Genomic DNA, 24,332 nt, shown 5'->3' on the forward strand with positions numbered 1-24,332 from the left:
TATATTTTTCCTGCAATTGGAGGTGAAGCCATGATACACATTACCGGCGCACAATCAGACAATATTTTAGATTTCATTACACATAAAAACACTATTGATAATGAACATCTAAAGTCTCTTGAAAGCACCATGGAAACATTTAACTTTACAACATTCGGTGACAAACGTTTCTCTGAACATTTATCAAAACGAAACAGGCTAATAATTCCTGGTGAAGATAGTGGCTATATAGAATTTATCATTCATGAAGCGGTTAAATATCGAGACTCTGAAGGCTTGAAAATGGATGTATTTTCATCTGCTAGTTATCTGGAAGACTTGAAAAAAGGTGCGGTTATTGAACCGCAAACATTAGAAAGTCAAACCGTATCAACAGCAGTAGCGCGTGCCTTGAATGGTACTAACCACAGAGCAGGAATTTTAGAAGGAACAGGCAGCCGTACTTTTGAAATTGAAAACAACACGAATCCATATGCTTTTTTAAAAAGGATTGCTAACGAATTTGACCTTGAATTAAATTTCCGTGTGGAGACGGATGGTAACCGTGTTACCGGTCGCTACGTTGATTTATTAGAACGAACTGGTGAATGGCGCGGCAGAGAAGTTACTTTTGGAAAAGATCTGCAAGGCATACGTCGAATTGAAAAAACAGACAATATTTATACGGCTCTGAAAGGCATCGGCCCAGAACAGGAAGACGGCACGCGGCTTGAAGTGTTTGTCGAAGATCAAGAAGCTTTACAACGATGGGGCAGACCTAATGAATTTGGTGAGCTGCAGCATCTTGTAGGTGTGTATGAACCACAATCATCACGATTGGAAATGACTTTATCAGAGTTGGAACAATACACCCGGACTGAATTAAATAAGCGCATTAATGAAGTTGTAGAATACGAAGGAGATATTGTTGATCTTGAACATGTACCCGGAATGGCAAATAAAAAAATACGTTTTGGCGATACAATACGGACAAAAGATACTGAGTTTAATCCGCCCTTATATTTGGAAGCACGCATTTTTGAACAGGCAAGAAATATATTTCTCAAGGGCAGAAAACGCGTAAAATTAGGAGATTACACAGAATACACCGAAGAAGAAGTACAGGCGATATGGCAGCAACTACGTGATGAGATTCGGGATAAAATCAGTAGTGCCGAACTAATAGAATACACCTACGATAAGATTACCATTGATGACAAGGACGAATATGTGTTTACTGAAGGACAGACTTTTGCGGAAGCAGTAGGTGAAGATGCAAAAGGTCATGCAGACATTGTAGCTGGAAATGCAGAATCAAACGCTAGGAATTATGCAGAACAGGTTGCAAGTGATGCAGAGGATAGCGCAAAAGATTTTGCAGAGGATAGAGCAGATCAAACGTTAATAGATGCACAAAGTTATGCCGTTGCTCAAACTGTATATGACACTAAAATGCAGGAAATTGCAGATGACCTTGCAGACAGGACGACAATTGAGTATGTGGACGGTCAACTGGTCGATAAGGCAAATGTTGATGATGTCTATACAATTGAAGATATTGATAATAGGCTATTAAATTATGTTGGTGTTACTGAATATGAAACAGACATTGATGGTATCGTACAGACCTTGGACGACCAAGGCACACAGATTGGTCAGAATGAAGAGGCCATTGGTTTAAAAGCTGATAGCAGCAGAGTTGATACTGTAGAAGGTATTGTGGATGACCATTCAGCAGAATTATTGGTCATGGCTGACGAGATAAGCAGTAAAGTTGATTCCACATATGTGGATGGTGTTGTTGGAGATTTGTCAGATGACATTAACAACATTATTGATGATATAGAAAATGGCATTGGTGATTTAGATAGTAACCTTTCTAATTTGGAAGGTATGCTGGATGGAATAGATGCTACTGTATCGCAGCACAGCACAGACATATCCCAAAATGCGACAGCAATTACGCAAAGAGCGTTACAAACTGACTTAGATACAGCCACAGGACGTATTACGGATGCAGAAGGTCAAATAAGCACCATTGCTGGAGAAGTAGCTTTAAAGGCAAGCCAGACTGACTTAAACACGCTTACTGGTGAAGTTGATACTCTCGAAGCTGAATTAGTGGTTATGTCCGATGAAATAGCCTCGAAGGTTGACGATGGGGAAGTACGTTCGATATTTACGCAGGAGGCAGGCTCATTTACGTTCGATGCTGATCAGATAAATTTTGATGGTCATGTGTTTGGGGAGGATGCTACTTTTTCAGGCAGAGTCGAAGGTGCTGTAATTGAGGGTAGTCGCTATGAATCTAGTTTTTATTCAACTAATCTTACTATTGATGCGGGCTGGCTCAGAATACAGACTACACACGGGGAGTTTGGTATTAGTGACGATGAAGGTTTTTATAGTGTAGAGGACGAGGTTAGTGCATTGCAGAGACGTATGTGGGCATCTTATGAAGGTTTGTTTTTAGATATGGGATCATCTAGTTTCCGTTTGTCAACAAGTGGTATCAATAGAAGGGTAAACTTCGATTCAGAAGCTATAGACGAGTATCGCTTTGACAATGATGTAGTGATTGATGGAGACATTATTTCCAATGGTGGAATTCGTTTATTGAATGCTGATGGGTTTGCAAATTGGCAAGGTGTAAGGTTTGGCGCAGACGACAGTGACTCTATAAGTTATGGAGATAGAATTCTTACCATATACGGAAATAGAGCCCTTGGCGGCGCTTCTTTTAGAGTGAGATCGCATGATAATCAAAGTAATTTTAGGGACGATCTATGGATTAGAGATGATGGAACGTTGTACAGCGACCCAACTTATGAAAATACATCTTCAAACTCATCAAATGTCCGTATTGGCTATAGTGCTAGTTTAGGGAGTAGATTTTTACGCACAACATCAGCCCGAAAATATAAAACGAACATTGAACCAGTAGACGTTGATCCTTACAGATTGTTAGACATGAACCTTAGCATGTGGAATGACTTGAAAGAGGTTAAGGAAAACGGTTGGACATCAGATGGTTTGAAAAAACATTATGGGATTATTGCCGATGAACTTGTGGATGTTGGACTAGGCCAATATGTTGATTATCATGACGGGGAAGTCGAACATTATGAAGAAAGAGTATGGACTCTTCTAATCCCAATTACAAGGGATTTGGTTGATGACGTTGACTGGCTAAAATATGAAAATGAACTACTGAAAAAGCGTGTTGAACAATTAGAAAAAGGAGTGGCATAATGAAGCTAACTGTTAGAAAGTTATACGATTTAAAAGCTGGATTAACTGATCTTTTGGATAAAGAGCTGCCGACTTCGGTAGCTTTTTCTATTCAGCAAAATTTTAAAAAGGTAGGTGATGAGTTAAAGCCTTCTGATGAAGTGAGAAGGAAGATAACAGAGAAATATAAAGATCATATCACAGAAGATGGGCGCATACCTGATGTCAAAAAACGAGAAGCCTTTAAGAAGGAAATTGATGAGTTAATGGAACAGGAAGTCAAAATTGATCTAAAGAAACTTAAACTTACTGATTTAGGGGAAGAGATCAAGCCGCGAACATTAGGATTGTTAAGTATTATTTTGAAGGAGGAGAAATAATGAACTTTGAAATTAGATCAGTAAATACAAGGTATAAAGAAGGGGAAGTTAGTGGCGTGCAGGTTGTTTATTCGGCGAAAACGGATAACCGTAGCGTAAATGTTAATGGGAACTTTGAGTTGTCAGCTGAAAAATATGAGAACAACGAGGCCATTGAGCAGTTAGAAAAAATGGCTAAAGAGCATTTGTTGACTGAGATGAACGCTGGATAGGCGTTATTTTTTATGTGGAAAAAGCAGGACTTTATCCCCTCTTGTCGAAATTAGTAGGTAGGAGGGGATAAATATGGGATTCGAGATTACCCTAGCTGTAATTGCAGTTTTAGGTCCAATTGTCTCAGGCTTTTTATCGTATAAAAGCGCTGTGAAAAAATCAGAAGCAAATTTAAAGGCAATTAAGATTGAAACAGAAAATGAGTTAGAAAAAATTAAGGAGCAAGCGTTGGCTGAGGCAAAACTCCATCAAGAAAAGGCAAAGACTGATATAACCACTAAACAATTTGATAATCCAGTAGTCCGGGAAAAAATGGGAAATATGCTTGGTTCAGCAATGGAAAAAGTACTTGAAAAGGAATTAGAAAAGCATTTTGGTGAAAATAAATAAGAGTTAATTAAAGCATCTCACCCGAGGTGCTTTTTCTTTTGCGCTCAATAGAGCGCTATTTTTATTTAGGGGGTTGGTTATGAGTGTCGAACTAGGAGTTTTGCTGTCTGTTGCCGGTGTGGTCATTGCATATCTGGGATACCAAGCTAACAAGCAGCGAAATGAAGCTAAAACGCAAAAGAATATTAAAGATGAGGCATCAAGGGAGGCTGTGATCGAAACAAAATTGGACAACATCAGTAATGGAGTAGACAATATTAGGATTGATTTACGGGCAAATGAGCGGCAAGTCGGAGCATTAGGGGAGCGATTGACAAGAGTCGAAGAATCATCGAAACAAGCGCATAAACGATTAGATAGTCTGGATAAAGGAGGTGATGGCAAATGAAGAAACAACTCAAAAAAATTGATAACAAGTGGGTCCGATTAGTAGCAATGACAGTGGTTTTTATAAACGCTGCAGCAATGATGTTTGGATATGAATTATTGCCTTTCAGAGATGAAGCAATTGTTGCAGGAATATCAGTTGTCGCGTTAGCAGGCACAGAGATATGGAACCACTGGAAGAACAATAACTGGACGCCGGAAGCCGAACGAGCCCAAAAATATCTTGATGGAGAAAAGGAGGCTAATAAGTAATGGTTAAATTTAAAGAACAAATTGTTTCCAATGACGTGATTAATAAGCGATCTTATGGTTTGATCAATCCGGTGAATTACATTACAGTCCACCAAACCGGCAACACTACTCCCGGTGCAAACGCTCAATCTCACGCTAATTTACAGTCTAATCTAAATCCACGACAAGCAAGCTGGCATGAGTCTGTAGATGATAAAATTGCAATTCAGTCATTCCCTGATGAAGCGGCATGCTGGGCTAATACAGACGGTCGTGGAACCGGTAATTCAGAATCCTATAATATTGAAATCTGCATAAATTCAGATGGCGATTATGTAAAAGCTGTAGAAAATGCTGCGGATCGCGTGCGTACAAAAATGGAAGAACACGGCATATCTATATCAAATGTAAGACAGCATAATGGATGGTATCCTAAAAACTGCCCCGCTCAGATTAGAGCAAACAAGGCAGGGATAAGTTGGGAAGACTTTTTATCTATGGTACAAGGCGCTAAAGTTGAAGCAAAAACAACGAAAAAAGAACGAAATTATCTTCAGCGTGGAGACCGTGGGGCAGAAGTGGAAGACATGCAGCAGTTGCTAATTGACCTTGGTTATGATCTGGGCGGTTATGGCGCAGACGGTATTTTCGGAGAAGCTACTGACAAGGGTTTACGTGCTTTTCAAGCTGATTATGATTTAGTTGTAGATGGATTATATGGACCGAAAAGTAAAGAAAAATTGGAAAACACGAAACCAGAAGCCAAGCAAAATAAATCGGATCGTATTTCCCAATTTCAAAGCTGGCTTAATAGCTACTCGTTTAATAGCATAGCAGTTGACGGTATTTATGGCCCAAGGAGTAAAAAGGCAGCAGTTAAAGCTTATCAGCGTGAATTAAACAATCAGTTTGATGCCGGCCTTACTGTTGATGGTATTTGGGGACCAAAGACCAAGGAGGCAAGCGTAACTGTTAGGAAGGGGGCACGCGGAAACATTACCCGGATCATTCAGGGGGTGTTATATGGTTTAGGGTATAGTCCAAATGGATTCGATGGTATTTTTGGTGGTGGCACAGAGTCGGCGGTCAAAGAGTTTCAGAGGGACGCCGGAATCGGTGTTGATGGAATACCAGGTCCAGTCACATTTAAACATTTATTTAATTAATTTAATCAGTTAGTGTTTTTAACCGTTTTGACCAGGGTGTGGAAAGCCCTGGTCTTTTTTTATGTATTTATATCTTTCCAATAAGGGGAGCCACCCTTTTCTCAAAGTATTTCTCACACTGCCGCCACGTATTAAACTTCCACAAATAAATCACGTAATCATTCGGTTTCCCAGGACGATGATTACGAAAAGAGATAGTTAGCTCGTTAATTATTAAATAGCAGGCTTCACTATGTACGCTTGCCTCGAACTCTACTCGGTATTTATTAGCCAGATTCCTCACAAGCCTTTTTATTTCCTCACTTATGTAATATGGCGGCACTTCTCCCGGTTTTAATTTATATCCTCGGATCCACATTTTTATCACCTGTATAGATATTCTACGTAAATACTTAAAATCCTTTAATTCTAAAAAATAACAGTATACATTTTATTATTTTTTGTTATAATAAGAACAAATGTTCTTAAAAGGTGAGGGGTAATGGTCAATGACAGAGGAAACATAAAATGGACATCACTCATGCTTCCAGAGCATGTGCAGTTGATTAAAGAAATGTGGGAAGAGGATGATAAAAAGGAAAAGCCAATTCTGGATGAACAGCAGATTGAAGAAATTATAATGAAGTTGCGGATGGCATTACATGATAACTTGACTGTTGAAGGAAGTAAAATATTTTAAAAATCATGATTTTCATGTCACCAAAGGTAAATTGAAAACGGTTGATAATGGTGAAGGTATAATTTTTGAGGATGGTACCAGGGTTAAGGGAGATGATGTGATTAATGTAGAGGTAGTTTAGATAAATTTTAGGTTACGTAATAATTACAAAAAGTTTACAGAAGGGTAACAAATAATACAGAATGATGGCGTTTTGTACTAATAAGTGTTATTCTTTATACAGTAATATTAATAAATTGATAAAAAATGGTCACAACATTTCATATATGGATGCATAAATTTATTAATAAGGGGAAACTAAGTAATTAAAGTCAGTCTCTACATTAAAGGGAGTGATTGTGAATGTTTAGAGCTATGCAAATTGCAAATTATATTATTCATCTAGCTCTAGAGAAAGATATTGATGTCACCAATTTACACCTACAGAAAATACTATATTATTTACAAGCAAAATCGTTATACGAAACTGGTGACCCTCTTTTTGCTGAGAGTATCGGTAAATGGCGTTTGGGCCCCGTAGTTTCAAATGTGTATCATGAGTATAAAGAGTATGGATCACAACCCATACGAGAAATTGCTAATGAAATTATTTTTGACGATGAAACAATGAGTATTAAATTTGTTGAGTTTGATGTAAACGAAATTCCTGAAGAAATAGCAGATGACGATGACATTGAACAATCGATAGTTTCTTTACTGAAGCAGAACCCTTTTCATTTAGTTGACAAAACTCATGAACATTCTCCTTGGAGTGAATTTAAAGGACGGATAGAGAGTGGCGAAAGAGGCTTAGAGTATACCAATGAAGAGATTCGAGAGTATTTCATCCAATATCCCGAGAAACTTGAAGAAGTTATGGGGGATGGGTGAAAATGAATCAAATTATTGATGAACTTTCGTACGTCAGATTTTCAGATTCGGACTCGGATGAATTAACTCCAGAGTCTTTTTTTGATAGGTTCAAAAATTATTACAAAGAAAACCCTAGACATAAATACTCAGAAATAAGTAAAGCGGTATATATATTTAACGATGATCGGATAGATATACTTAGAATTAACCTATCGGAAATTAAAAAAGTTGCTAATGAAGAAAATAATACAGAAATAGCTACCAAAATAGAAAAGTTAATTGATCATGCTGACCTAGCAGAGAATCAGAGAAAATTAATTGAAGATGTTTCTAAAGAATCGGAAGTTTTCATGAAAGGGCTTCGAACGGCCTTGGAAAATACTAGAGAAGAAACACTTAAGGCAAGGGAAGAACTTGCAAAAACTAAATCCCAAATTACTGAAGCACAACAGAAGTTAATACAAACACGAAATAAATTGCAAGAGAACTATGATAACACAAGGGCTGATGTAGAAGAGCTACAGAAAGATAAATCTAACATTTATACTCAATTTGTAACTATATTAGGTATTTTTTCTGCAATTATTTTTGCTACCTTTGGAAGCTTAGAAATTTTAAAAAACATACTAGGAAACATTAGTACAACTCCTACAGCAAAACTAATCGTTTTTTCTAGTCTTAGTATTGCTGGAATTATATTTCTGCTTTTTGTTCTTTTTAATGGTCTATCCAGGTTAACAGGGAAAACTATACGTAGTTGTGAGTGTGAAAATAAGGGTATCGACTGCAAACACAGTATATTTACTAAGCATCCTACGATAATAACTTTTGGTTTTATTTTATTTTATACGTCTATAATTGGAGCGTTTGGTTACATAATTGATTATGAGCAAGTGTTGGATATATACTCTATTCCTAGTATTTTTAATGATGGTTCTAATTTTACTTTCGTTTTATTTCTTTTTCTATCCCCTATAGTTTTTTTTAGTTTGTATTTGTACATGCGCAAAAGGGATAGAGAGATAGATACTTAACTGAGTATTTAAAGCCCTCACACCGAGGGCTTTTTATTTTCCTCTATTTTTTTTTTTTTTTTTTTCATCTTCTCATTGATTCCTTCATTTAGTTGCTCCCCGTAAAATTAGATAAATATTTATGAAAATTATGGTAAGATGTAGGTAAAAGAGAATGGGGGTTAATTAGATGAACACAATAGCAAGAGCATTATTTATTATTGGATGGATTTGTATAGCAGCAGGGATCATTTTAGCATTTACTAATTTTCAGGTGGTGGTTGGTTATGAAGAACCGTTAACCAGCTTCTCTGAACCCGAACCGATTGTAGAAGAATCATTCACTGTCTTTATATCGTATATAGTTGCAGGCTTTGTAGTTGGAATCATGATGATGGGTTTTGCAGAGATCATAAATTTATTAGATAGAATACACAGATCAATAAACGGAAATTCAGGAACCGATTCAGAAACGAAAAATAAGAAAGTTGAAGTATCAAAATATGACCAATTTATACAAGACAGTATTAATAAGTAAGAGCGGATGTGTGTCCGCTCTTTTAATTTTGTATTTATACATATAGGTTGCAAACTTTAATGCTAACGAGAGAAACGAAAACAAACAAAAATAATAGAGTCATATAATAGTAGAAACGCGTTATTTAAACATTTTGGTACAGGTTGAAATGCAGTAAAATGCCTTCTTTTGGTTTCCGGTACCAGGTTTGTCGGGGGTTCGAATCCCTCTGGGCGCGTCAGGATGAAAGGCAGGGAGCGATCGCACCCTGCTTTTTTATTGCTTTTTATCCAACTTCTCCATTGCTTCCATTACCGCCTGGACACTGTCCTCAATATTAAGTTCGTCCATATTTATTTTAATATGATGGTTCAGATATAATGTCTTTCTTTCCTGAAAAAGTTCCCTGATTTCTTCCATGTTTTTCTGCTGGAGGATCGGGCGACTGTCTACCAATATACTGATACGATCCTTCCAGTATTCCCAGCTTAAGTCTAAATAAATGATCACACAGTGAGATAAGCATAAATGACGGATTGCTTCATTCATAAACGCTCCGCCTCCCAGGGAAATGATATAACCCGGCTGTTTGGCGTAATATATGGATAATTCCTGCTCTTTTTGACGGAATGCTTCTTCCCCGTGCACTTTAAATATCTTCGTCGTTTCCATTCCATACATTTTTTCAATTTCCTGATCAATATCTATAAAGTTTCTTCTGAGCCTATTTGCAAGCTCTTTGCCTAACGTTGATTTTCCGACACCCATAAAACCTATGAGCACAATGCTTTTTTCTTCATGCATTATTAAATCCTCTTTCTAAGAATAGAATTAGAATCAGTATAATGCAATTTTTATTTTTTGTAAAAAAAGATTTAGGGAAATGGTAAACTATTTATAATAGAAGGGAAGCAATTGAAAGGGATGATGAAGTGTTAAAAGTGAAAGATATACAGATTGGGAAAGGGATGCCGAAAATTATTGTACCGTTGACAGGAGAGACGGATGCGGAATTAATAGAGGAAGCAAAGTTGGTAAAAGAACTCAAACCGGATATGGTGGAATGGCGGGCTGACAAGTTTAAAGATGTGAAGAATGCAGAAAAAGTTAAAAAAATCCTTCACCAGTTGGCTGGAAATTTATCAGATACTCCGCTCATTTTTACTTTTCGTACCATCAAAGAGGGTGGGGATACAGCCATGGGGGAAGATGAGTATGCACAGTTAATTCAGGTAGCTATGGAAAGTGGAAACATAGATCTTGTGGACATTGAATATACTCTTTCAAAGGGTATTAGAAGCAGACTGGTAAGCAAAGCAAAGGAATATGGTGTGTTTATTATTATGTCAAGTCATCATTTTGACTCGACACCAGCAGAACAAGCAATAAGCTCTACCTTAATGCAAATGATTAAAGCAGAGGCGGATATATCTAAATTGGCCGTTATGCCACAAAAAACAGAAGATGTAATCACGCTGCTTCAAGCTACAAACACCATAAAAAAGCAGCATCCTGATCAACCGCTGATTACAATGGCGATGGGAAAATATGGTTTAATCAGCCGGCTTGCCGGTGAAGTGTTTGGATCCGATGCAACATTTGGTGTCGGGAGAGAGGCTTCTGCACCGGGCCAAATTAATGTATCTGACTTACGGGAAGTGTTAAGAATTATTCATCATAACAGCTGAATGAATGGTGCTGCGACACAGTGATATATTGCAGGTCTTTTTCTGACTAATAAAGCCCGGAAGTATAAATGATATATCTTTTATATGAACATGGCTTGCGGTTCAGTTTTTGACGAGCAAGCCTTTCATTCCCATGGAACATGTTTTGTAAACAGGAAAAGCCAGTGTTTAAACTCTTTATACTGTCTCAAAAAAAATAGCTTGCAATCCAACCAATTTTCCGTATAATAAATGGTAATTAAATATTCTAAAAAGTATCATTTATAACATGTTTGGTAATTTTAGTTCTCGGTGGACTATTAAAGAAAATGTTTTACAAAGAGAAAGAACAGGGGGAACCAATCATGTCGGAATTGGTTTTGGAACTGAAGGATTTACATACACATTTTTTAACTGACAGCGGAGAAATCCCTGCTGTAGATGGCGTGAGCATAAAAGTGCATGAGGGTGAGGTCGTCGGAATTGTCGGGGAATCGGGAAGCGGTAAAAGTGTTACTTCCCTTTCCGTCATGCAGCTTATACCGAAACCACCTGGAAAAATAGTAGGCGGAGAGATTAATTTTAAAGGGGAAAACCTTACCAATGCTTCTGAAAAGCGGATGAAAAAATTACGGGGAAATGAGATTTCGATGATTTTTCAGGAACCCATGACTTCATTAAATCCACTTTTCACCATTGGTAATCAATTAATCGAAGCCATTCGCCTACATCAGAAGATAACGAAGCAAGAGGCGAGGTCAAAAGCAGTCAATATGCTGCATCAGGTCGGAATTCCAAGAGCGGAAGAAATCGTTGATGAATATCCGCATCAGCTTTCCGGTGGGATGAGACAAAGAGTCATGATCGCCATGGCAATGTCCTGTGACCCGGAACTGTTGATAGCAGATGAGCCAACGACTGCACTTGATGTAACCATTCAGGCGCAAATCCTGGATTTAATGCGGAATTTAAATGAAAAAGAAGACACGGCTATCTTGCTTATCACACATGATTTGGGGGTTGTTGCAGAAATTTGTGACAGGGTTGTTGTCATGTATGCGGGACAAGTAGTGGAAGAGGGAACAACACGGGAGATTCTAAAGGATCCGCAACACCCTTATTCCCGGGGACTGATAAAGTCATTGCCAAAGATTCATGAACGGGAACAAAAGCTTTATTCCATACCAGGCGTTGTGCCTAAGCCTAAAATGGATAGGGTCGGCTGCAATTTTGCCCCGAGATGCGAATTTGCCTTTGACCGTTGTTTTAATGAAAATCCTCCCCTTTACCCTTTGGGAAATGATCGTCAAAGCAGATGCTTTTTAAATGACGATAAAGAAGGGAAGGTGGATAGGCATGCAAAAGCCGATATTGGAGGTTAACGGACTTAAGAAATACTTTGATATAAAAGGCGGCCCGCTGGGTAGAAAAGTTGGAGAAGTGAAAGCAGTGGATGATGTCTCCTTTACAGTAAGGGAAGGGGAAATACTGGGAATAGTCGGTGAATCGGGCTGTGGAAAATCAACGACGGGAAAATCCATATTGCGGCTGATCGAACCGACAGAGGGGGAAGTTCTTTTTGAAGATAAAGACATTACAAACGTCACTGGAGAAGAGATGCGTAAATTGCGAAAAGATATGCAGATCATTTTCCAGGATCCTTATGCTTCCCTTAATCCCAGGCATACGGTGGAAAAAATAGTCGGTGAGCCACTTTTGGTTCATGGTATGAAGTCTGCCAATCAGCGTAAAGAACGAGTGCAGGAATTATTGGAAGTGGTAGGTCTGAGTGCTTATCATGCTTCAAGATACCCGCATCAATTCAGTGGAGGGCAAAGACAGCGTATCGGAATTGCCAGGGCGCTTGCTAATAACCCGAAATTGATTATCTGTGATGAGCCGGTTTCTGCACTGGATGTGTCCATCCAATCGCAAATTCTTAATTTAATGGATGAGCTTCGGGAGCAATTTAATTTGACATATATTTTTATTGCTCATGATTTAAGCGTAGTGAAACATATCAGTGACCGAATCGGAGTAATGTACTTGGGGCGAATGGTAGAGCTGACGGAAAATGACAGGCTCTATGACGACCCGAAGCATCCGTATACGCAAGCATTGCTTTCTGCTGTACCACTTCCTGATCCGGATATAAAAAAAGAGAGAATCATACTGACAGGGGATGTTCCAAGCCCTGCCAACCCGCCATCCGGATGTGCATTTCATACGAGGTGTCCACATGCAATGGATATATGTAAAGAAGTTAGACCTGCATTTAAACCAGTGGAAGATAATCATTTTGTTGCATGTCATTTGTATGAATAGGCATTGCAATAAAATATTATTCTTATAAATTTGAATAAAAGGGGGAAATAGAATGAAGCTGAAATATTCGCTTCTTGTCGCCTTCATGCTTGCTTTTATGTTGGTATTGGCAGCGTGTACTGGTGATGGAGGACAAAATGGGGATGCGCCTGAAGAAGGTGAAGACCCGGGTACAGAGGAAGATACAGGAACAGAGGACGCAGATGAGGATGCCGATGAGGCGGCAGCAGAGGCTGCTGATGGAGAACAAGTATTAATTTTTGCCCGCGGTGGTGATTCCGAGAGCCTTGACCCGGCAAGTACAACAGACGGGGAGTCTTCCCGTATTACAAGGCAAGTGTATGAAAGTCTGCTGGAGTTTGATAAAGATTCCTTTGACATCCTTCCGGCTCTGGCCCATGACTGGGATGTAGCTGATGATGGGTTAAGCTATACATTCTACCTGGAAGAAGGCGTTACATTCCATGATGGAACAGATTTTAATGCCGAAGCTGTAAAAATTAACTTTGAGCGCTGGGCAGATCCTGACCATGAATTTGCCTTTGCAGATGATGGTTATGTTTACTCCATGTATAGTACCATGTTTGGCGGTTATCAGGGTGATGACAACCATGTTATTGAAGAAATAAATGTGGTGGATGATTATACCGTTGAATTTAATCTGAGTCAGCCATTAGGGTTCTTCCTGCAAAATATGGCCATGACCTATTTCCCGATTACTTCACCGGCAGCATTGGAGGAGTATGGACCGGAAATAAATGAAAACCCTGTCGGAACAGGCCCATTCAAGTTTGTCAGCTGGAGCAGGGATGATTCAATTGTACTGGAGAAATTTGAAGATTATCGGATAGATGGGCTGCCAAAGCTGGATCGGGTTGTATTTGAAGTTGTTCCGGACAATGCTGCCAGGTTGATTGCCCTCCGTTCCGGAGAGATTGACATTATGGATGGTTTAAATCCTGATGATGCAGCAGGTGTGGAAGAAGAGGAAGGTCTGGAACTTTACGAGCGTGCTGAAAACAATATTGGTTATGTAGGCTTTAATGTGGAAAAAGAGCCGTTTGATAATAAAGATTTAAGACACGCAGTCAGTCATGCAATTGATAAAGAAGCAATTGCGGACGCTTTATACGCAGGCTATGCTACACCTGCCAACGTTCCATTGCCACCGAGTTATATGGGATATAACGATCAGGTGGAAAGCTTTGCGTACGATCCGGACAGAGCAATGGAATTAATGGCGGAAGCAGGTTATGAAGACGGCCTGGAAATTGAACTATGGACCATGCCAGTAGCAAGACCGTATATGCCTGATCCGGAAACAGTTTCACAAATTATTCAGAACAACCTGGCTGATATTGGGATTACTGCCAATATCATCAGAGAAGAGTGGGCTCCATACCTCGAGAAAACAATGAATGGAGAACACCAATTGTATATGCTTGGATGGTCAGGAACAAATGGTGACCCCGATTATTTCCTGAGCAGCTTACTGCATGGAGATAATGTAGGAAGCAGTAACCGTGAATTTTATGCCAACGATGAAGTGGATGAATTATTGGATCAGGCCAAGTTATCCGTGGATCAGGACGACCGAGCTTCCTTTTATGAACAGGCACAGGAAATCATAGCAGATGATGCGCCAATGGTGCCACTGGTTCACTCCAGACCAGTGCTGGCAACGACAAGTGCTGTGCAAAATTATGTACCGCATCCATCCACAAGTGAATCTTTAGCTGAAGTAGAATTGGCAAATTAATAGAAAAAATGAAGGAGACTCTCCCGGAATAAAGGGTCATCTCCGCGCCTGAAAATCAGCTGGTAACAAAAGATATGTATATCTCTGGTTGTAAAGGGGCGGGGGAGACAGGTCTTTCAGGAGGAGTCTCCTTTCATTCCATCATGTCCATTGAACAAAATAATTTTTAAAAAGTCATTATTTTATTTTTTACTCCTTGTAAAAAGCTATATATATGAAAAGGTCAATAATGGAAGAAGAATTGGGGTGAACTGATGTTTTCCTATATTATCCGGCGTTTAATCATGCTCATTCCTGTGTTGGTGGGAATGACATTAATCACCTTTTCCATCGTTCATTTAATTCCCGGGAATCCGGCCCAGGTAATTCTTGGGGAAACCGCTAATCAAACGGCAATCGAAGACCTGGAAGAAAGCATGGGGCTAAATGAACCCTATGTCGTTCAATATGGAATTTATGTGAAAGATCTTCTGCAGGGAGATTTAGGAACCTCCCTCAGAACGAGAGCGGACATATCGACAGAAATTTGGCCATACATAGCAGCTACCTTTGAGTTAACCTTTTTCGCCATGATATTTGCTGTATTCATCGGTGTAAATGCAGGCATCATCAGTGCCTGGAAGCAAAATTCGTGGTTTGATTTTTTGGCCATGCTGTTTGCTTTAATTGGCGTATCCATGCCGGTTTTCTGGCTTGCTTTAATGGAACAGTGGATTTTTGCACAGGAGCTCGGGTGGTTTCCTGCCTACGGACGACAGGACAGCAGGGATCCAATCGCACCAATAACACATTTGTATGTCCTGGATTCCTTAATTCATTTGGATTTTGCAAGAACGGTAACAATATTAAAGCATTTAGTACTGCCAAGTATTGCCCTTGGCACTATCCCAATGGCTATTATTGCAAGAATGACAAGGTCCAGTATGCTTGAAGTTATGAAATCGGATTATATTCGTACTGTTCGGGCTAAAGGCTCAGGTCAATTTCTCGTCATTTATAAGCATGCATTAAAAAATGCCACTATTCCTGTGCTGACGGTAATCGGTTTGCAGACAGGAGTGCTTCTTGGCGGTGCCATTTTAACAGAGACGATCTTCAGTTGGCCGGGTATAGGAAGGTATGTATTTGAAGCAATAAGTTACCGTGATTATCCGGTGATTCAATCCGGGATCCTTGTCATTGCATTTATTTTTGTGATGATCAATCTGGTCGTTGACATTTTGTATAAAATTATTGATCCAAGGATTAATTACTAAAGGGGGGTGCTGTAATGAAACTGGATGAGAAAAAAAGAGTTGATACAGAACAGCAAATTGCCAACCCCGCAAAAGCAGGACAGCAGATTGATACGGAAGAAATAGCAGCGATGTCCCCGTGGAAAGACACTTTGAAACAATTGAGAAAAAACCGCTTTGCCATGGTTGGAATAATCATTATCCTTTTCTTCATCGTTTTGGGATTAATTGCCCCTTTACTGACACCTTACACGTATGATGATCAAAATCTTGTAAATCGCCTCCATCCTCCTTCTAGTGAACATTGGATGGGAACGGATGATTTAGGCAGGGATATTTTTACGAGAATTGCGTATGGAGCAAGAGTATCCCTTCAAGTTGGTTTTTTTGCTGTTACCGGTGCCTTGATATTTGGAACTCTGCTTGGTATTATAGCTGGATATTTTGGCCGGTGGATTGATATGATTATTTCGAGGATATTTGATATATTGCTTGCTTTTCCAAGTATTTTACTCGCTATTGCGATTGTTGCGATCCTCGGACCATCGTTGGAAAATGCGTTAATTGCAATTGCCATTATTAATATCCCTATATTTGGGAGGCTTGTCAGGTCCAGAGTTATCAGCCTGAGGGAAGAAGAGTATATAATGGCTGCAAAAGCACAGGGGATGAAAAATGGGAGAATTATTTTTCATCATATTTTACCAAACAGTATTGCGCCAATTATTGTGCAATCCACGCTCGGATTTGGTACTGCTATCCTGGAGGCAGCAGCCCTCGGCTTTCTTGGACTTGGTGCACAGCCGCCAACACCTGAATGGGGACAAATGCTTGCAAGTTCTCGTGAATTTATCCAGCTGGCGCCATGGACACTGATTATGCCGGGTCTATCCATTATGCTGGTCGTACTTGGTTTTAACCTGATTGGTGATGGGCTGCGGGATGCACTGGACCCGAAGATGAAAAATTGATTTTGGGATTTTGTAAATAATGAGATGAAAATGAGGCGTCAACCAGCTTTCTTAAACTGGAAGCAGTTGACGCTATGATCCTTGTATTCATCTATAGGTATAAATGTTTTAAATACACTTGCACTGGTGTATGAGAGGTAGAAGTCCTTGGATGTTTTGTGGATCTTTTGTCTGGCATTATGTAATGTGACGAGTTTAATAAAAAACAGGTTTTTACAGGAATAACGTATATCTTCCATTATATCGTCAGCAGACTATTCATCCGCTCTATATACCTTGCCTTCAGAATATATATATCTACTGCTATCTTCCCCAACAATTGAATAGATTATTGAATCTTCCTCCAGCAAGGTGGCTTCATTATTTTTTAATTGGTAATCGGGATTATCTTCTTCTTCACTATTGATGACCGTAAAAGTGATTTCACCTAATACCTTGTCTCTATCCTGTTCTGTAATTGTTTCTGTTTTTTTCTCGTCAAAATGGTAATTAGTATCATTCACTTTTACAATATCAGCCCATTGAACAGATGAATGCATTTCATTTTCACCCATTTGATTTTGATTTTTCTCCAGTGGTGGGCCAGTCAATTCATTCGTACACCCTAACAACATAAACAAAAATAAGAAAGAAGGAATAAAAACAGTCTTATTCATAAAAATGCGCCTTTCTTTTGTAGTTTTAACTAAACTTTATTACATATATAATTAAACGTATTTAATAAAGCTGGGGAAAAGAAATCCTTACTTCAAAAACTGGCGGATATAAGCGGCTCGCTAAATATACTTCGCATTCCTGAGGCGGTTGTTGTTCCTCTTCGTGTTGACACGTCCCAGGGTCCCGGTGATGCCTTTCTCCCGGAATAGTCTACGTATGTTTCCAGGGCTGTCATATCTGACTGACTGTAGCATTTTTTTGTGAATCTTCATGATCACTCTTTTAAACCAACGACTCTGACAAACTAAAACTAAACTTTTTATAGAACCCTTTTTTTTCATAAAATTATGTTTGTATTTTTATTATATACATATATTTCAATAAAAGCAAGTATTATTCAGATAATTGTAAATATAATTTGTTTTGGGAATGATTAAGGTAAATTTTCATTCCTAATAAATTGTTGTAAAAACAAATGAAAAGATCCATCTAAATATGAGGTAGAAGGTGTGTTTATAAAAGTGGAAGATTAAATAAATCCAATTAAACCACACTTGCTGGGAAGTTGTGGTTTAATTAAGATGCTTTGAAATTCCATTTTTTAATTTACAGCCAATCATCACATTTCCAAGGTCACAATCATTTTCCCGGATTTTAAATCTCCCTGGTGCACCTTTGCCTGTTCTTCGGGAATGCCAAATTCCATTAAATGAATATAAGGGTCGACTGTGTCATCCGTGAAAAGTTCAACGATTTTATCTTTGAATGAGTCTGTGTCTTTTTCAGGGATGCCTGACCTTACTTTTACGTCAGTCTCTTCATCCAGTTCATTTATTTTCCTGCTGTTTGTAATTACTGCTATTTTCTTCTGATCATGTCCTTTTAGTTCCAGGTTCTCTACTTTCCGAATCGTCTCTTCCAATGAATCATAGACGCCAGCAATTTCTTTGGTCATCATCCTGCCTCCTTTTAGTGGATTGCTATTAAAAAATTACCCTTTTGTAATCGCTTATAAACAAGAGGGTGTTATTTTGCCGGATAATTTGATAATATTTTTAATAGATACATAAATCTGTTGAAAATGAGGTGCTGTCTGTGAAACTGGTAAGCTATAAACTGAAAGGAAAGCCGGGTTTATTGAGAATCGGGGCTGTAGTAAATAATAGCGTGATTGATATTCAGGAAGCATATCGCAAATATCTTGAAGCGGAGAACAAGCAGGATTTGGCTGATACTGTTGAATATGTACTGCCTTCCGATCCTGGGGTGTTTTTATCCACTGGATTTGATGCCGTTGAAAAAGCCCGGAAAGCGGTGAATGCCTTAAGGGAACAGGACTTGGAGGAGGTTGGCTTTGACCGTGAAATGGTGACATTGTCTGCACCCAATCCTTCCCCATCGAAAATCATTTGCATCGGCAAAAACTATTTGGATCATGCAAAGGAAATGGGCGGTGATGTGCCGGAATATCCGATGCTTTTTGCCAAGTATAATAATGCCATCATCGGTCCGGAGGATCATATTGAAAAGCCGGATGTAACAGAAAAGCTGGATTATGAAGTGGAACTGGCAGTCGTTATTGGTAAGAAAGCATCCAATGTAAATGAGGCGGAAGCGTTGAATCATGTTGCCGGATACACACTGGCGAATGATACTTCCGCCAGGGATCTGCAAAAAAGAACATCCCAATTTCTGCAGGGAAAAACGATGGATAACAGCACACCGATTGGCCCCTGGATAGTTACTGCGGATGAAGTAGGCGATCCTTCCAATTTGTCCATCCGCGCTCTGGTTAATGGGGAAGTAAGGCAATCATCCAATACAAGTAAGCTGATTTTTGATATACCGTACTTAATTTCCTTTATTTCCAGGCTGGTAACTTTAAAACCGGGAGATATTATTTTATCCGGCACGCCGGATGGTGTCGGAGCAGGGATGAAACCGCCTCGATTTTTAAATGACGGGGATACGGTTACATTGGAAATAGAAAAAATCGGGACGATGGAGAACAAAGTCGCAGAAAAATAGATGCATTCCTTGAAAAGCTCACTGTAGCGAGGTGAGCTTTTCAACTACCTTCATTCATTTGGATTCCTTTTTTTGCCAGCATATCTGCATGTTTATTTTGCTTTTCCGGGATCCATTTAAAGAAAGCATAAGGAAAGCTTTTTATATAGTCCTGAATAGTTTCAAGAAAAGGAAGAAATTGAGCGTTTTTTGTATAGTTCTTTTCAATTACCTCCACAGCGATTTTGGAGTCAGATCGTATTGATATGATTTCGCCGGGAAAGAATTCCTCACAAATCTCCAGTGCTTTAATGACAGCGAGAAATTCAGCTTCATGGTTGGATATCTTACCTAATGGAAAAGCATATTCATATTGTTGCTTTCCATCTTTTATATATATGCCCGCACCGCTCAAACCCGGATTACCGCGTGAAGCACCATCAGTATATACTTCAATCATGTTTTCCACACTCCCTTGACTATTCTTATTATAGAAATCTTAATTATAAATTCCAAACTAAATCAGCCTTTCAGACAAAAAATTGCCATCTAACCAAACGTGACAGCAACGTACGTCTATGGCAAAATAAATATAGAAGTTCTACACGGGCTCGTATGCTTGTCTATGAAAAGGTACAGGTAATCGGGTGTATTGATTTTACGGAAAGCCCGGAGTAATTACGGAGTGGATGTGATATGCATGCAAAAAGTAATATTTTATACAAAAGAAATTTGTTCGCTGTGTGATGATGCAAAAGCGCTATTGCTTATGTTCCAGCGGGAATATCCGTTTGAATTGGAAGAAAGGGATATATATACGAAAGATGAATGGCTGGAAAAGTATCAATTACTAATTCCTTATGTTCAAATAAATGATAGTGCCTTGAACTGTGAAGAACTAAATATAGACTCGTTGGAGCAGTTATTGAAAGATCATATTAAAAAGCAAACGTGAGGCGGAGAATTTTTCCGCTCCCTTTTTATTTTTTTGCTATTTTTAGCTGCGTACTATTTGTGTCTTTTCACGCCATTGGTTATAATTAGAAAAAAGGAATGATTTTTTTTGCGTTAATCGGGACATAATATGACCAGAGGGGACATTAAATGACCAACAAGAAGGAGTCGATATATGCGAAACCTGATTAATTTACAAAAAAAACTGCTCCCTGATTTGTTGGAAGTAATGGAAGAAAGGTATTCTGTTCTGCATGCTGTGCAGTTGCTCCAACCAATTGGCCGGCGTGCGCTCGCTGAAAATACCAATTTAACAGAACGGCATGTGCGCGCAGATATCGAATTTTTACAAAGACAGGGTTTTATCCAAATTACTACAAAAGGAATGTTTACGACAAAAGAGGGAGAAGCACTTTTGGAGCAGCTTCGTAGTTTTTTTGGGGAGATCATGGGATTAAGTGTTTTAGAAAATCAAATTCAGGAAAGATTAAATGTAGAACAAGTTATAGTTGTTGCAGGTAATAGTGATGAGTCGGAATGGGTAAAGCAGGAAATGGGAAAGGCTTGTGTTTCCTATTTAAATAAAAAGAAAACCAATGTCCGCACTGTTGCTGTAACAGGCGGTTCTACGATGGCTGCTGCAGCTGAGGTAATGAAACCATTACAGGAAAAGCCAACACCGGTTTTTGTACCTGCTAGGGGCGGGGTTGGTGAAAGAGCAGAAAATCAGGCAAATACCATTGCAGTGGAGATGGCAAAGAGAGCAAATGGGGATTATCGTTTGCTTTATGTGCCCGATCCGCTTAGTGAACCTGCTTATCAATCCATGATTAATGAAGCTTCCATTAACGAAACCCTGTCACTCATTAAAAGTGCAAGTGTTGTTCTCCACGGAATTGGGGACGCGCTCAAGATGGCAGAAAGAAGGAAAACCCCTGAACCTATTGTAGAAAGACTTAAAGAACAAGGAGCAGTCAGCGAAGCATTTGGTTATTATTTTGACGATAAAGGTCATATTGTGCACAAAGTAAGAACTATTGGGATGCAGTTGGAGGACCTGCATAAGGTGGAGGAAGTTATATCCATTGCAGGAGGAACATCAAAGGCCAAGGCTATTACATCTTATTTGAAAAAGGGTAAAAGCAGCCTGCTGATTACAGATGAGGCAGCTGCCGAAGAAATGTTAAAGAATGATACCCTTTAAATATGCATTAAAAAAACGATCATAGGAGGAATATAGATGACAGTTAAAGTTGGTATTAACGGATTTGGAAGAATTGGGCGTAACGTTTTTCGCCAAGCAATTGAGAATGAGGAAGTGGAGATTGTAGCAGTAAATGACTTAACAGATGCTGATATGCTGGCACATTTGCTGAAATTCGATTCAGTCCACGGCGTGTTGGATGAAGAAGTGGAAGCGAAAGATGGCGCCATTGTTGTTGGCGGAAAAGAGGTAAAGGTATTGTCTGAGCGGGATCCCGCTGATTTGAGCTGGGGAAAGCTTGGTGTAGAAGTCGTGATAGAATCAACTGGGCGCTTTGTAGACAGGGAGAGTTCGCAAAAGCATATTGATGCTGGCGCCAAAAAAGTAATTATATCTGCACCCGCTAAAAACGAAGATCTGACGATGGTACTTGGGGTGAATGACGATCAGTACGATGCAAGCAAGCATCATATTATATCAAACGCTTCATGTACAACGAACTGTTTAGCCACGTTTGCCAAAGTGGTTCATGATAATTTTGGCATTAAACGAGGGTTGATGACAACCATTCATTCCTATACCAATGATCAGCAAATCCTGGACTTGCCTCATAAAGATTACCGCCGGGCACGGGCTGCAGCACAAAATATCATTCCTACTACGACGGGAGCAGCAAAAGCGGTAGGAAAAGTGCTTCCGGAATTGGATGGGAAATTAAACGGCGGTGCAGTACGGGTCCCAACCCCGGACGGTTCACTGACTGATTTGGTAGTGGAACTGGAGAAAAACGTAACCGAAGAAGATATAAATCAAGCTTTTAAAGATGCTGCTGAAGGCGACTTGAAAGGAATCATGCAGTATAGTGAAGATCCTCTTGTGTCATCAGATATTGTCGGAAATCCGCATTCTTCCATTGTTGATGGTCTGTCCACCATGATCATGGAAGATAATATGGCTAAAATTGTTGCTTGGTATGACAATGAAATGGGATATTCCGCAAGATGTCTGGATTTGGCAACATTCATTAAAAAACAGGGATTATAATACGGGCAGTGTCTCTTTAGGGCTATAAATCTGTTCCGTAGTAAAATAATAACGGAGGAGGAGAGCATTCCTCCTCCGTTTGCTATATAATGGTACTGGCCGAGTAAAATCTTAATGGAGACAGAGGAATAAAATCTTTACGGTGGGACGAGGAACCGCAGTACCGGAGCCCCAAATCTTTACGGTGGGACGAGCATTCAGCGCAGTCTCTCCCCGTGCCCCACTTTGTTTGGGGCAGTAAACTTGTCCCTCTGTCCCGATTGGAGGTTAAACATGAACAAAAAAACAGTAAATGATCTGCAAGTGGAAGGGAAAAAAGTCTTTTGCCGGGTGGATTTTAATGTACCCCTGAAAGATGGTGAGATTACGGATGATACGCGCATAAAAGCGGCACTGCCAACGATCAGCCATTTAACAGAGCAGGGCGCAATTGTTATTTTGGCGAGTCATCTCGGCAGGCCGAAAGGGAATGTTGTTGAAGAATTACGAATGGATCCGGTTGCCAAAAGGCTAAGCGACCTACTTCAAAAAGATGTTGTAAAAACCGATTCCGTGTATGGAAGCGAAGTAAATGAAGCAATTTCCGGCTTGCAAAATGGGGATGTTTTACTTTTGGAAAATGTCCGTTTTGAAGCCGGGGAAGAAAAGAATGACACGGAATTGGCTCAGGCTTTTGCAGACATGGCTCACTTTTACGTCAATGATGCATTTGGCACTGCCCATCGTGCGCATGCCTCCACGGCAGGTGTTGCAGAAAAACTTCCTGCAGTTGCCGGCTATTTAATGGAAAAAGAAATCAATGTGCTGGGGAAAGCTTTGGAAAACCCTGAAAGGCCATTTTCAGCAATTATTGGCGGAGCGAAAGTGAAAGATAAAATTGATGTGATTGATCACTTGTTGGAAAAGGTGGATTATCTTATTGCCGGCGGCGGTCTTGCTTATACATTTTTGAAAGCCCAGGGGTATGAGATTGGAGAATCCTTGTTGGAAGAGGACAAAATAGAACTTGCAAGGGAATTTATGAAAAAAGCTGAAGAAAAAGGAGTCCACTTTGTATTACCGAAGGATACGGTGATAGCGGATACCTTTTCCGAAACAGCCAACACAAAAATCGTTCCGGTTGATCAAATTCCTGCTGATTGGCAAGGGTTGGATATCGGACCAAAATCAAGGGAGACATACAGCGAGATCGTGGCAAATTCCAAATTAATCATTTGGAACGGTCCCATGGGTGTTTTTGAAATGAATGCTTTTGCTGGCGGAACCCAGGCAGTTGCTGAAGCACTTTCCAAAACGGAAGGCTATACAATTATCGGTGGCGGTGATTCTGCAGCCGCAGTGGAAAAATTTGGGCTTGCAGACGCAATGGATCATGTTTCCACCGGTGGCGGCGCTTCCCTGGAATTTATGGAAGGGAAGGTTCTTCCGGGTGTGCAGGCATTAAATGAACGTGAATAATTCAGTTAAATAA

At 39.6% G+C, this 24,332-nt stretch carries 26 protein-coding genes; 22 read left to right on the forward strand and 4 right to left on the reverse strand.

The window, feature by feature from the left end; translation table 11 throughout:
* Positions 1–30 precede the first annotated feature (30 nt).
* The 11 genes from ACZ42C_RS00435 to ACZ42C_RS00485 all read left to right on the forward strand — a co-directional run bounded on the left by ACZ42C_RS00435 (position 31) and on the right by ACZ42C_RS00485 (position 9,059).
* Positions 31–3,231 carry a phage tail spike protein gene (locus ACZ42C_RS00435; protein WP_461183773.1) on the forward strand — a complete coding sequence of 1,067 codons (3,201 nt, stop codon included), beginning with the start codon at positions 31–33 and terminating at the stop codon, positions 3,229–3,231.
* A complete protein-coding gene (locus ACZ42C_RS00440) occupies positions 3,231–3,590 on the forward strand; it encodes a hypothetical protein (protein ID WP_464891309.1) in 360 nt (119 codons plus the stop codon). Before ACZ42C_RS00435 ends, ACZ42C_RS00440 begins: the two co-directional genes overlap by 1 nt.
* The gene (locus ACZ42C_RS00445; protein WP_461182504.1) at positions 3,590–3,802 is read left to right on the forward strand and encodes a hypothetical protein; all 213 of its coding nucleotides are present in this window, start codon (positions 3,590–3,592) and stop codon (positions 3,800–3,802) included. The genes ACZ42C_RS00440 and ACZ42C_RS00445 overlap by 1 nt, the downstream gene beginning before the upstream one ends.
* Before the next feature lie 73 nt (positions 3,803–3,875).
* The gene (locus ACZ42C_RS00450) at positions 3,876–4,193 is read left to right on the forward strand and encodes a hypothetical protein (RefSeq protein WP_461182505.1); all 318 of its coding nucleotides are present in this window, start codon (positions 3,876–3,878) and stop codon (positions 4,191–4,193) included.
* A 79-nt stretch (positions 4,194–4,272) separates the two neighbouring features.
* On the forward strand, positions 4,273–4,581 hold the full coding sequence (locus ACZ42C_RS00455) for a hypothetical protein (RefSeq protein WP_461182506.1): 309 nt from the start codon (positions 4,273–4,275) through the stop codon (positions 4,579–4,581).
* Entirely contained in the window at positions 4,578–4,832 is a 255-nt protein-coding gene (locus ACZ42C_RS00460; protein WP_461182507.1) for a phage holin, read from the forward strand. Before ACZ42C_RS00455 ends, ACZ42C_RS00460 begins: the two co-directional genes overlap by 4 nt.
* Positions 4,832–5,977: a peptidoglycan recognition protein family protein gene (locus ACZ42C_RS00465; RefSeq protein WP_461182508.1), complete on the forward strand. Its 1,146-nt coding sequence runs from the start codon at positions 4,832–4,834 to the stop codon at positions 5,975–5,977. The genes ACZ42C_RS00460 and ACZ42C_RS00465 overlap by 1 nt, the downstream gene beginning before the upstream one ends.
* Positions 5,978–6,458: 481 nt before the next feature.
* On the forward strand, positions 6,459–6,656 hold the full coding sequence (locus tag ACZ42C_RS00470) for a YolD-like family protein (RefSeq protein ID WP_461182509.1): 198 nt from the start codon (positions 6,459–6,461) through the stop codon (positions 6,654–6,656).
* A 342-nt stretch (positions 6,657–6,998) separates the two neighbouring features.
* Entirely contained in the window at positions 6,999–7,526 is a 528-nt protein-coding gene (locus ACZ42C_RS00475; RefSeq protein WP_461182510.1) for a Panacea domain-containing protein, read from the forward strand.
* A gap of 2 nt (positions 7,527–7,528) precedes the next feature.
* Positions 7,529–8,542: a coiled-coil domain-containing protein gene (locus tag ACZ42C_RS00480; protein WP_461182511.1), complete on the forward strand. Its 1,014-nt coding sequence runs from the start codon at positions 7,529–7,531 to the stop codon at positions 8,540–8,542.
* A gap of 169 nt (positions 8,543–8,711) precedes the next feature.
* Positions 8,712–9,059, forward strand: coding sequence for a hypothetical protein (locus ACZ42C_RS00485; RefSeq protein WP_461182512.1), 348 nt, complete (start codon positions 8,712–8,714; stop codon positions 9,057–9,059).
* A gap of 255 nt (positions 9,060–9,314) precedes the next feature.
* On the opposite strand, the gene ACZ42C_RS00490 is transcribed toward ACZ42C_RS00485, so the two are convergent.
* On the reverse strand, positions 9,315–9,842 hold the full coding sequence (locus ACZ42C_RS00490) for a shikimate kinase (protein WP_461182513.1): 528 nt from the start codon (positions 9,840–9,842) through the stop codon (positions 9,315–9,317).
* 128 nt (positions 9,843–9,970) lie between these two features.
* Between ACZ42C_RS00490 and aroD the strand changes: the two genes are divergently transcribed.
* The 6 genes from aroD (at position 9,971) to nikC (ending at position 16,995) form a co-directional block, all read left to right on the forward strand.
* On the forward strand, positions 9,971–10,726 hold the full coding sequence (gene aroD / locus ACZ42C_RS00495) for a type I 3-dehydroquinate dehydratase (protein WP_461182514.1): 756 nt from the start codon (positions 9,971–9,973) through the stop codon (positions 10,724–10,726).
* Positions 10,727–11,070: 344 nt separating this feature from the next.
* Entirely contained in the window at positions 11,071–12,087 is a 1,017-nt protein-coding gene (locus ACZ42C_RS00500) for an ABC transporter ATP-binding protein (RefSeq protein WP_461182515.1), read from the forward strand.
* Complete coding sequence (locus tag ACZ42C_RS00505; RefSeq protein WP_461182516.1) at positions 12,062–13,030, forward strand: ABC transporter ATP-binding protein; 969 nt, start codon at positions 12,062–12,064, stop codon at positions 13,028–13,030. The genes ACZ42C_RS00500 and ACZ42C_RS00505 overlap by 26 nt, the downstream gene beginning before the upstream one ends.
* A 52-nt stretch (positions 13,031–13,082) precedes the next feature.
* Positions 13,083–14,789 carry an ABC transporter substrate-binding protein gene (locus ACZ42C_RS00510; protein ID WP_461182517.1) on the forward strand — a complete coding sequence of 569 codons (1,707 nt, stop codon included), beginning with the start codon at positions 13,083–13,085 and terminating at the stop codon, positions 14,787–14,789.
* A gap of 254 nt (positions 14,790–15,043) precedes the next feature.
* On the forward strand, positions 15,044–16,045 hold the full coding sequence (locus ACZ42C_RS00515; protein WP_461182518.1) for an ABC transporter permease: 1,002 nt from the start codon (positions 15,044–15,046) through the stop codon (positions 16,043–16,045).
* A 110-nt stretch (positions 16,046–16,155) separates the two neighbouring features.
* A complete protein-coding gene (gene nikC / locus ACZ42C_RS00520) occupies positions 16,156–16,995 on the forward strand; it encodes a nickel transporter permease (RefSeq protein ID WP_461182553.1) in 840 nt (279 codons plus the stop codon).
* Between the two features lie 254 nt (positions 16,996–17,249).
* Here nikC and ACZ42C_RS00525 read toward each other — a convergent pair whose 3' ends face one another.
* Both ACZ42C_RS00525 and ACZ42C_RS00530 read right to left on the reverse strand, forming a co-directional pair.
* Positions 17,250–17,651: a hypothetical protein gene (locus tag ACZ42C_RS00525; RefSeq protein WP_461182519.1), complete on the reverse strand. Its 402-nt coding sequence runs from the start codon at positions 17,649–17,651 to the stop codon at positions 17,250–17,252.
* 620 nt (positions 17,652–18,271) lie between these two features.
* Complete coding sequence (locus ACZ42C_RS00530) at positions 18,272–18,610, reverse strand: general stress protein (protein ID WP_464891310.1); 339 nt, start codon at positions 18,608–18,610, stop codon at positions 18,272–18,274.
* A 137-nt stretch (positions 18,611–18,747) separates the two neighbouring features.
* Here ACZ42C_RS00530 and ACZ42C_RS00535 point away from each other — a divergent pair, with 137 nt between their 5' ends.
* Positions 18,748–19,680 carry a fumarylacetoacetate hydrolase family protein gene (locus ACZ42C_RS00535; protein WP_461182521.1) on the forward strand — a complete coding sequence of 311 codons (933 nt, stop codon included), beginning with the start codon at positions 18,748–18,750 and terminating at the stop codon, positions 19,678–19,680.
* 40 nt (positions 19,681–19,720) lie between these two features.
* Here the strand turns inward: ACZ42C_RS00535 and ACZ42C_RS00540 are convergent, their stop codons facing one another.
* A complete protein-coding gene (locus ACZ42C_RS00540) occupies positions 19,721–20,119 on the reverse strand; it encodes a ribonuclease HI family protein (protein ID WP_461182522.1) in 399 nt (132 codons plus the stop codon).
* Positions 20,120–20,359: 240 nt separating this feature from the next.
* On the opposite strand from ACZ42C_RS00540, the gene ACZ42C_RS00545 reads away from it, so the two are divergent.
* The 4 genes from ACZ42C_RS00545 (at position 20,360) to ACZ42C_RS00560 (ending at position 24,319) form a co-directional block, all read left to right on the forward strand.
* Positions 20,360–20,614 (forward strand): glutaredoxin family protein, encoded by a 255-nt coding sequence (locus tag ACZ42C_RS00545; RefSeq protein ID WP_461182523.1) that lies wholly within the window; start codon positions 20,360–20,362, stop codon positions 20,612–20,614.
* Positions 20,615–20,788: 174 nt separating this feature from the next.
* Positions 20,789–21,817 (forward strand): sugar-binding transcriptional regulator, encoded by a 1,029-nt coding sequence (locus tag ACZ42C_RS00550; RefSeq protein ID WP_461182524.1) that lies wholly within the window; start codon positions 20,789–20,791, stop codon positions 21,815–21,817.
* 36 nt (positions 21,818–21,853) lie between these two features.
* A complete protein-coding gene (gene gap, locus ACZ42C_RS00555) occupies positions 21,854–22,861 on the forward strand; it encodes a type I glyceraldehyde-3-phosphate dehydrogenase (protein ID WP_461182525.1) in 1,008 nt (335 codons plus the stop codon).
* A gap of 273 nt (positions 22,862–23,134) precedes the next feature.
* Positions 23,135–24,319 (forward strand): phosphoglycerate kinase, encoded by a 1,185-nt coding sequence (locus tag ACZ42C_RS00560; protein WP_461182526.1) that lies wholly within the window; start codon positions 23,135–23,137, stop codon positions 24,317–24,319.
* Positions 24,320–24,332 lie beyond the last annotated feature (13 nt).

The sequence above is a fragment of the Virgibacillus kimchii genome (assembly GCF_055379185.1).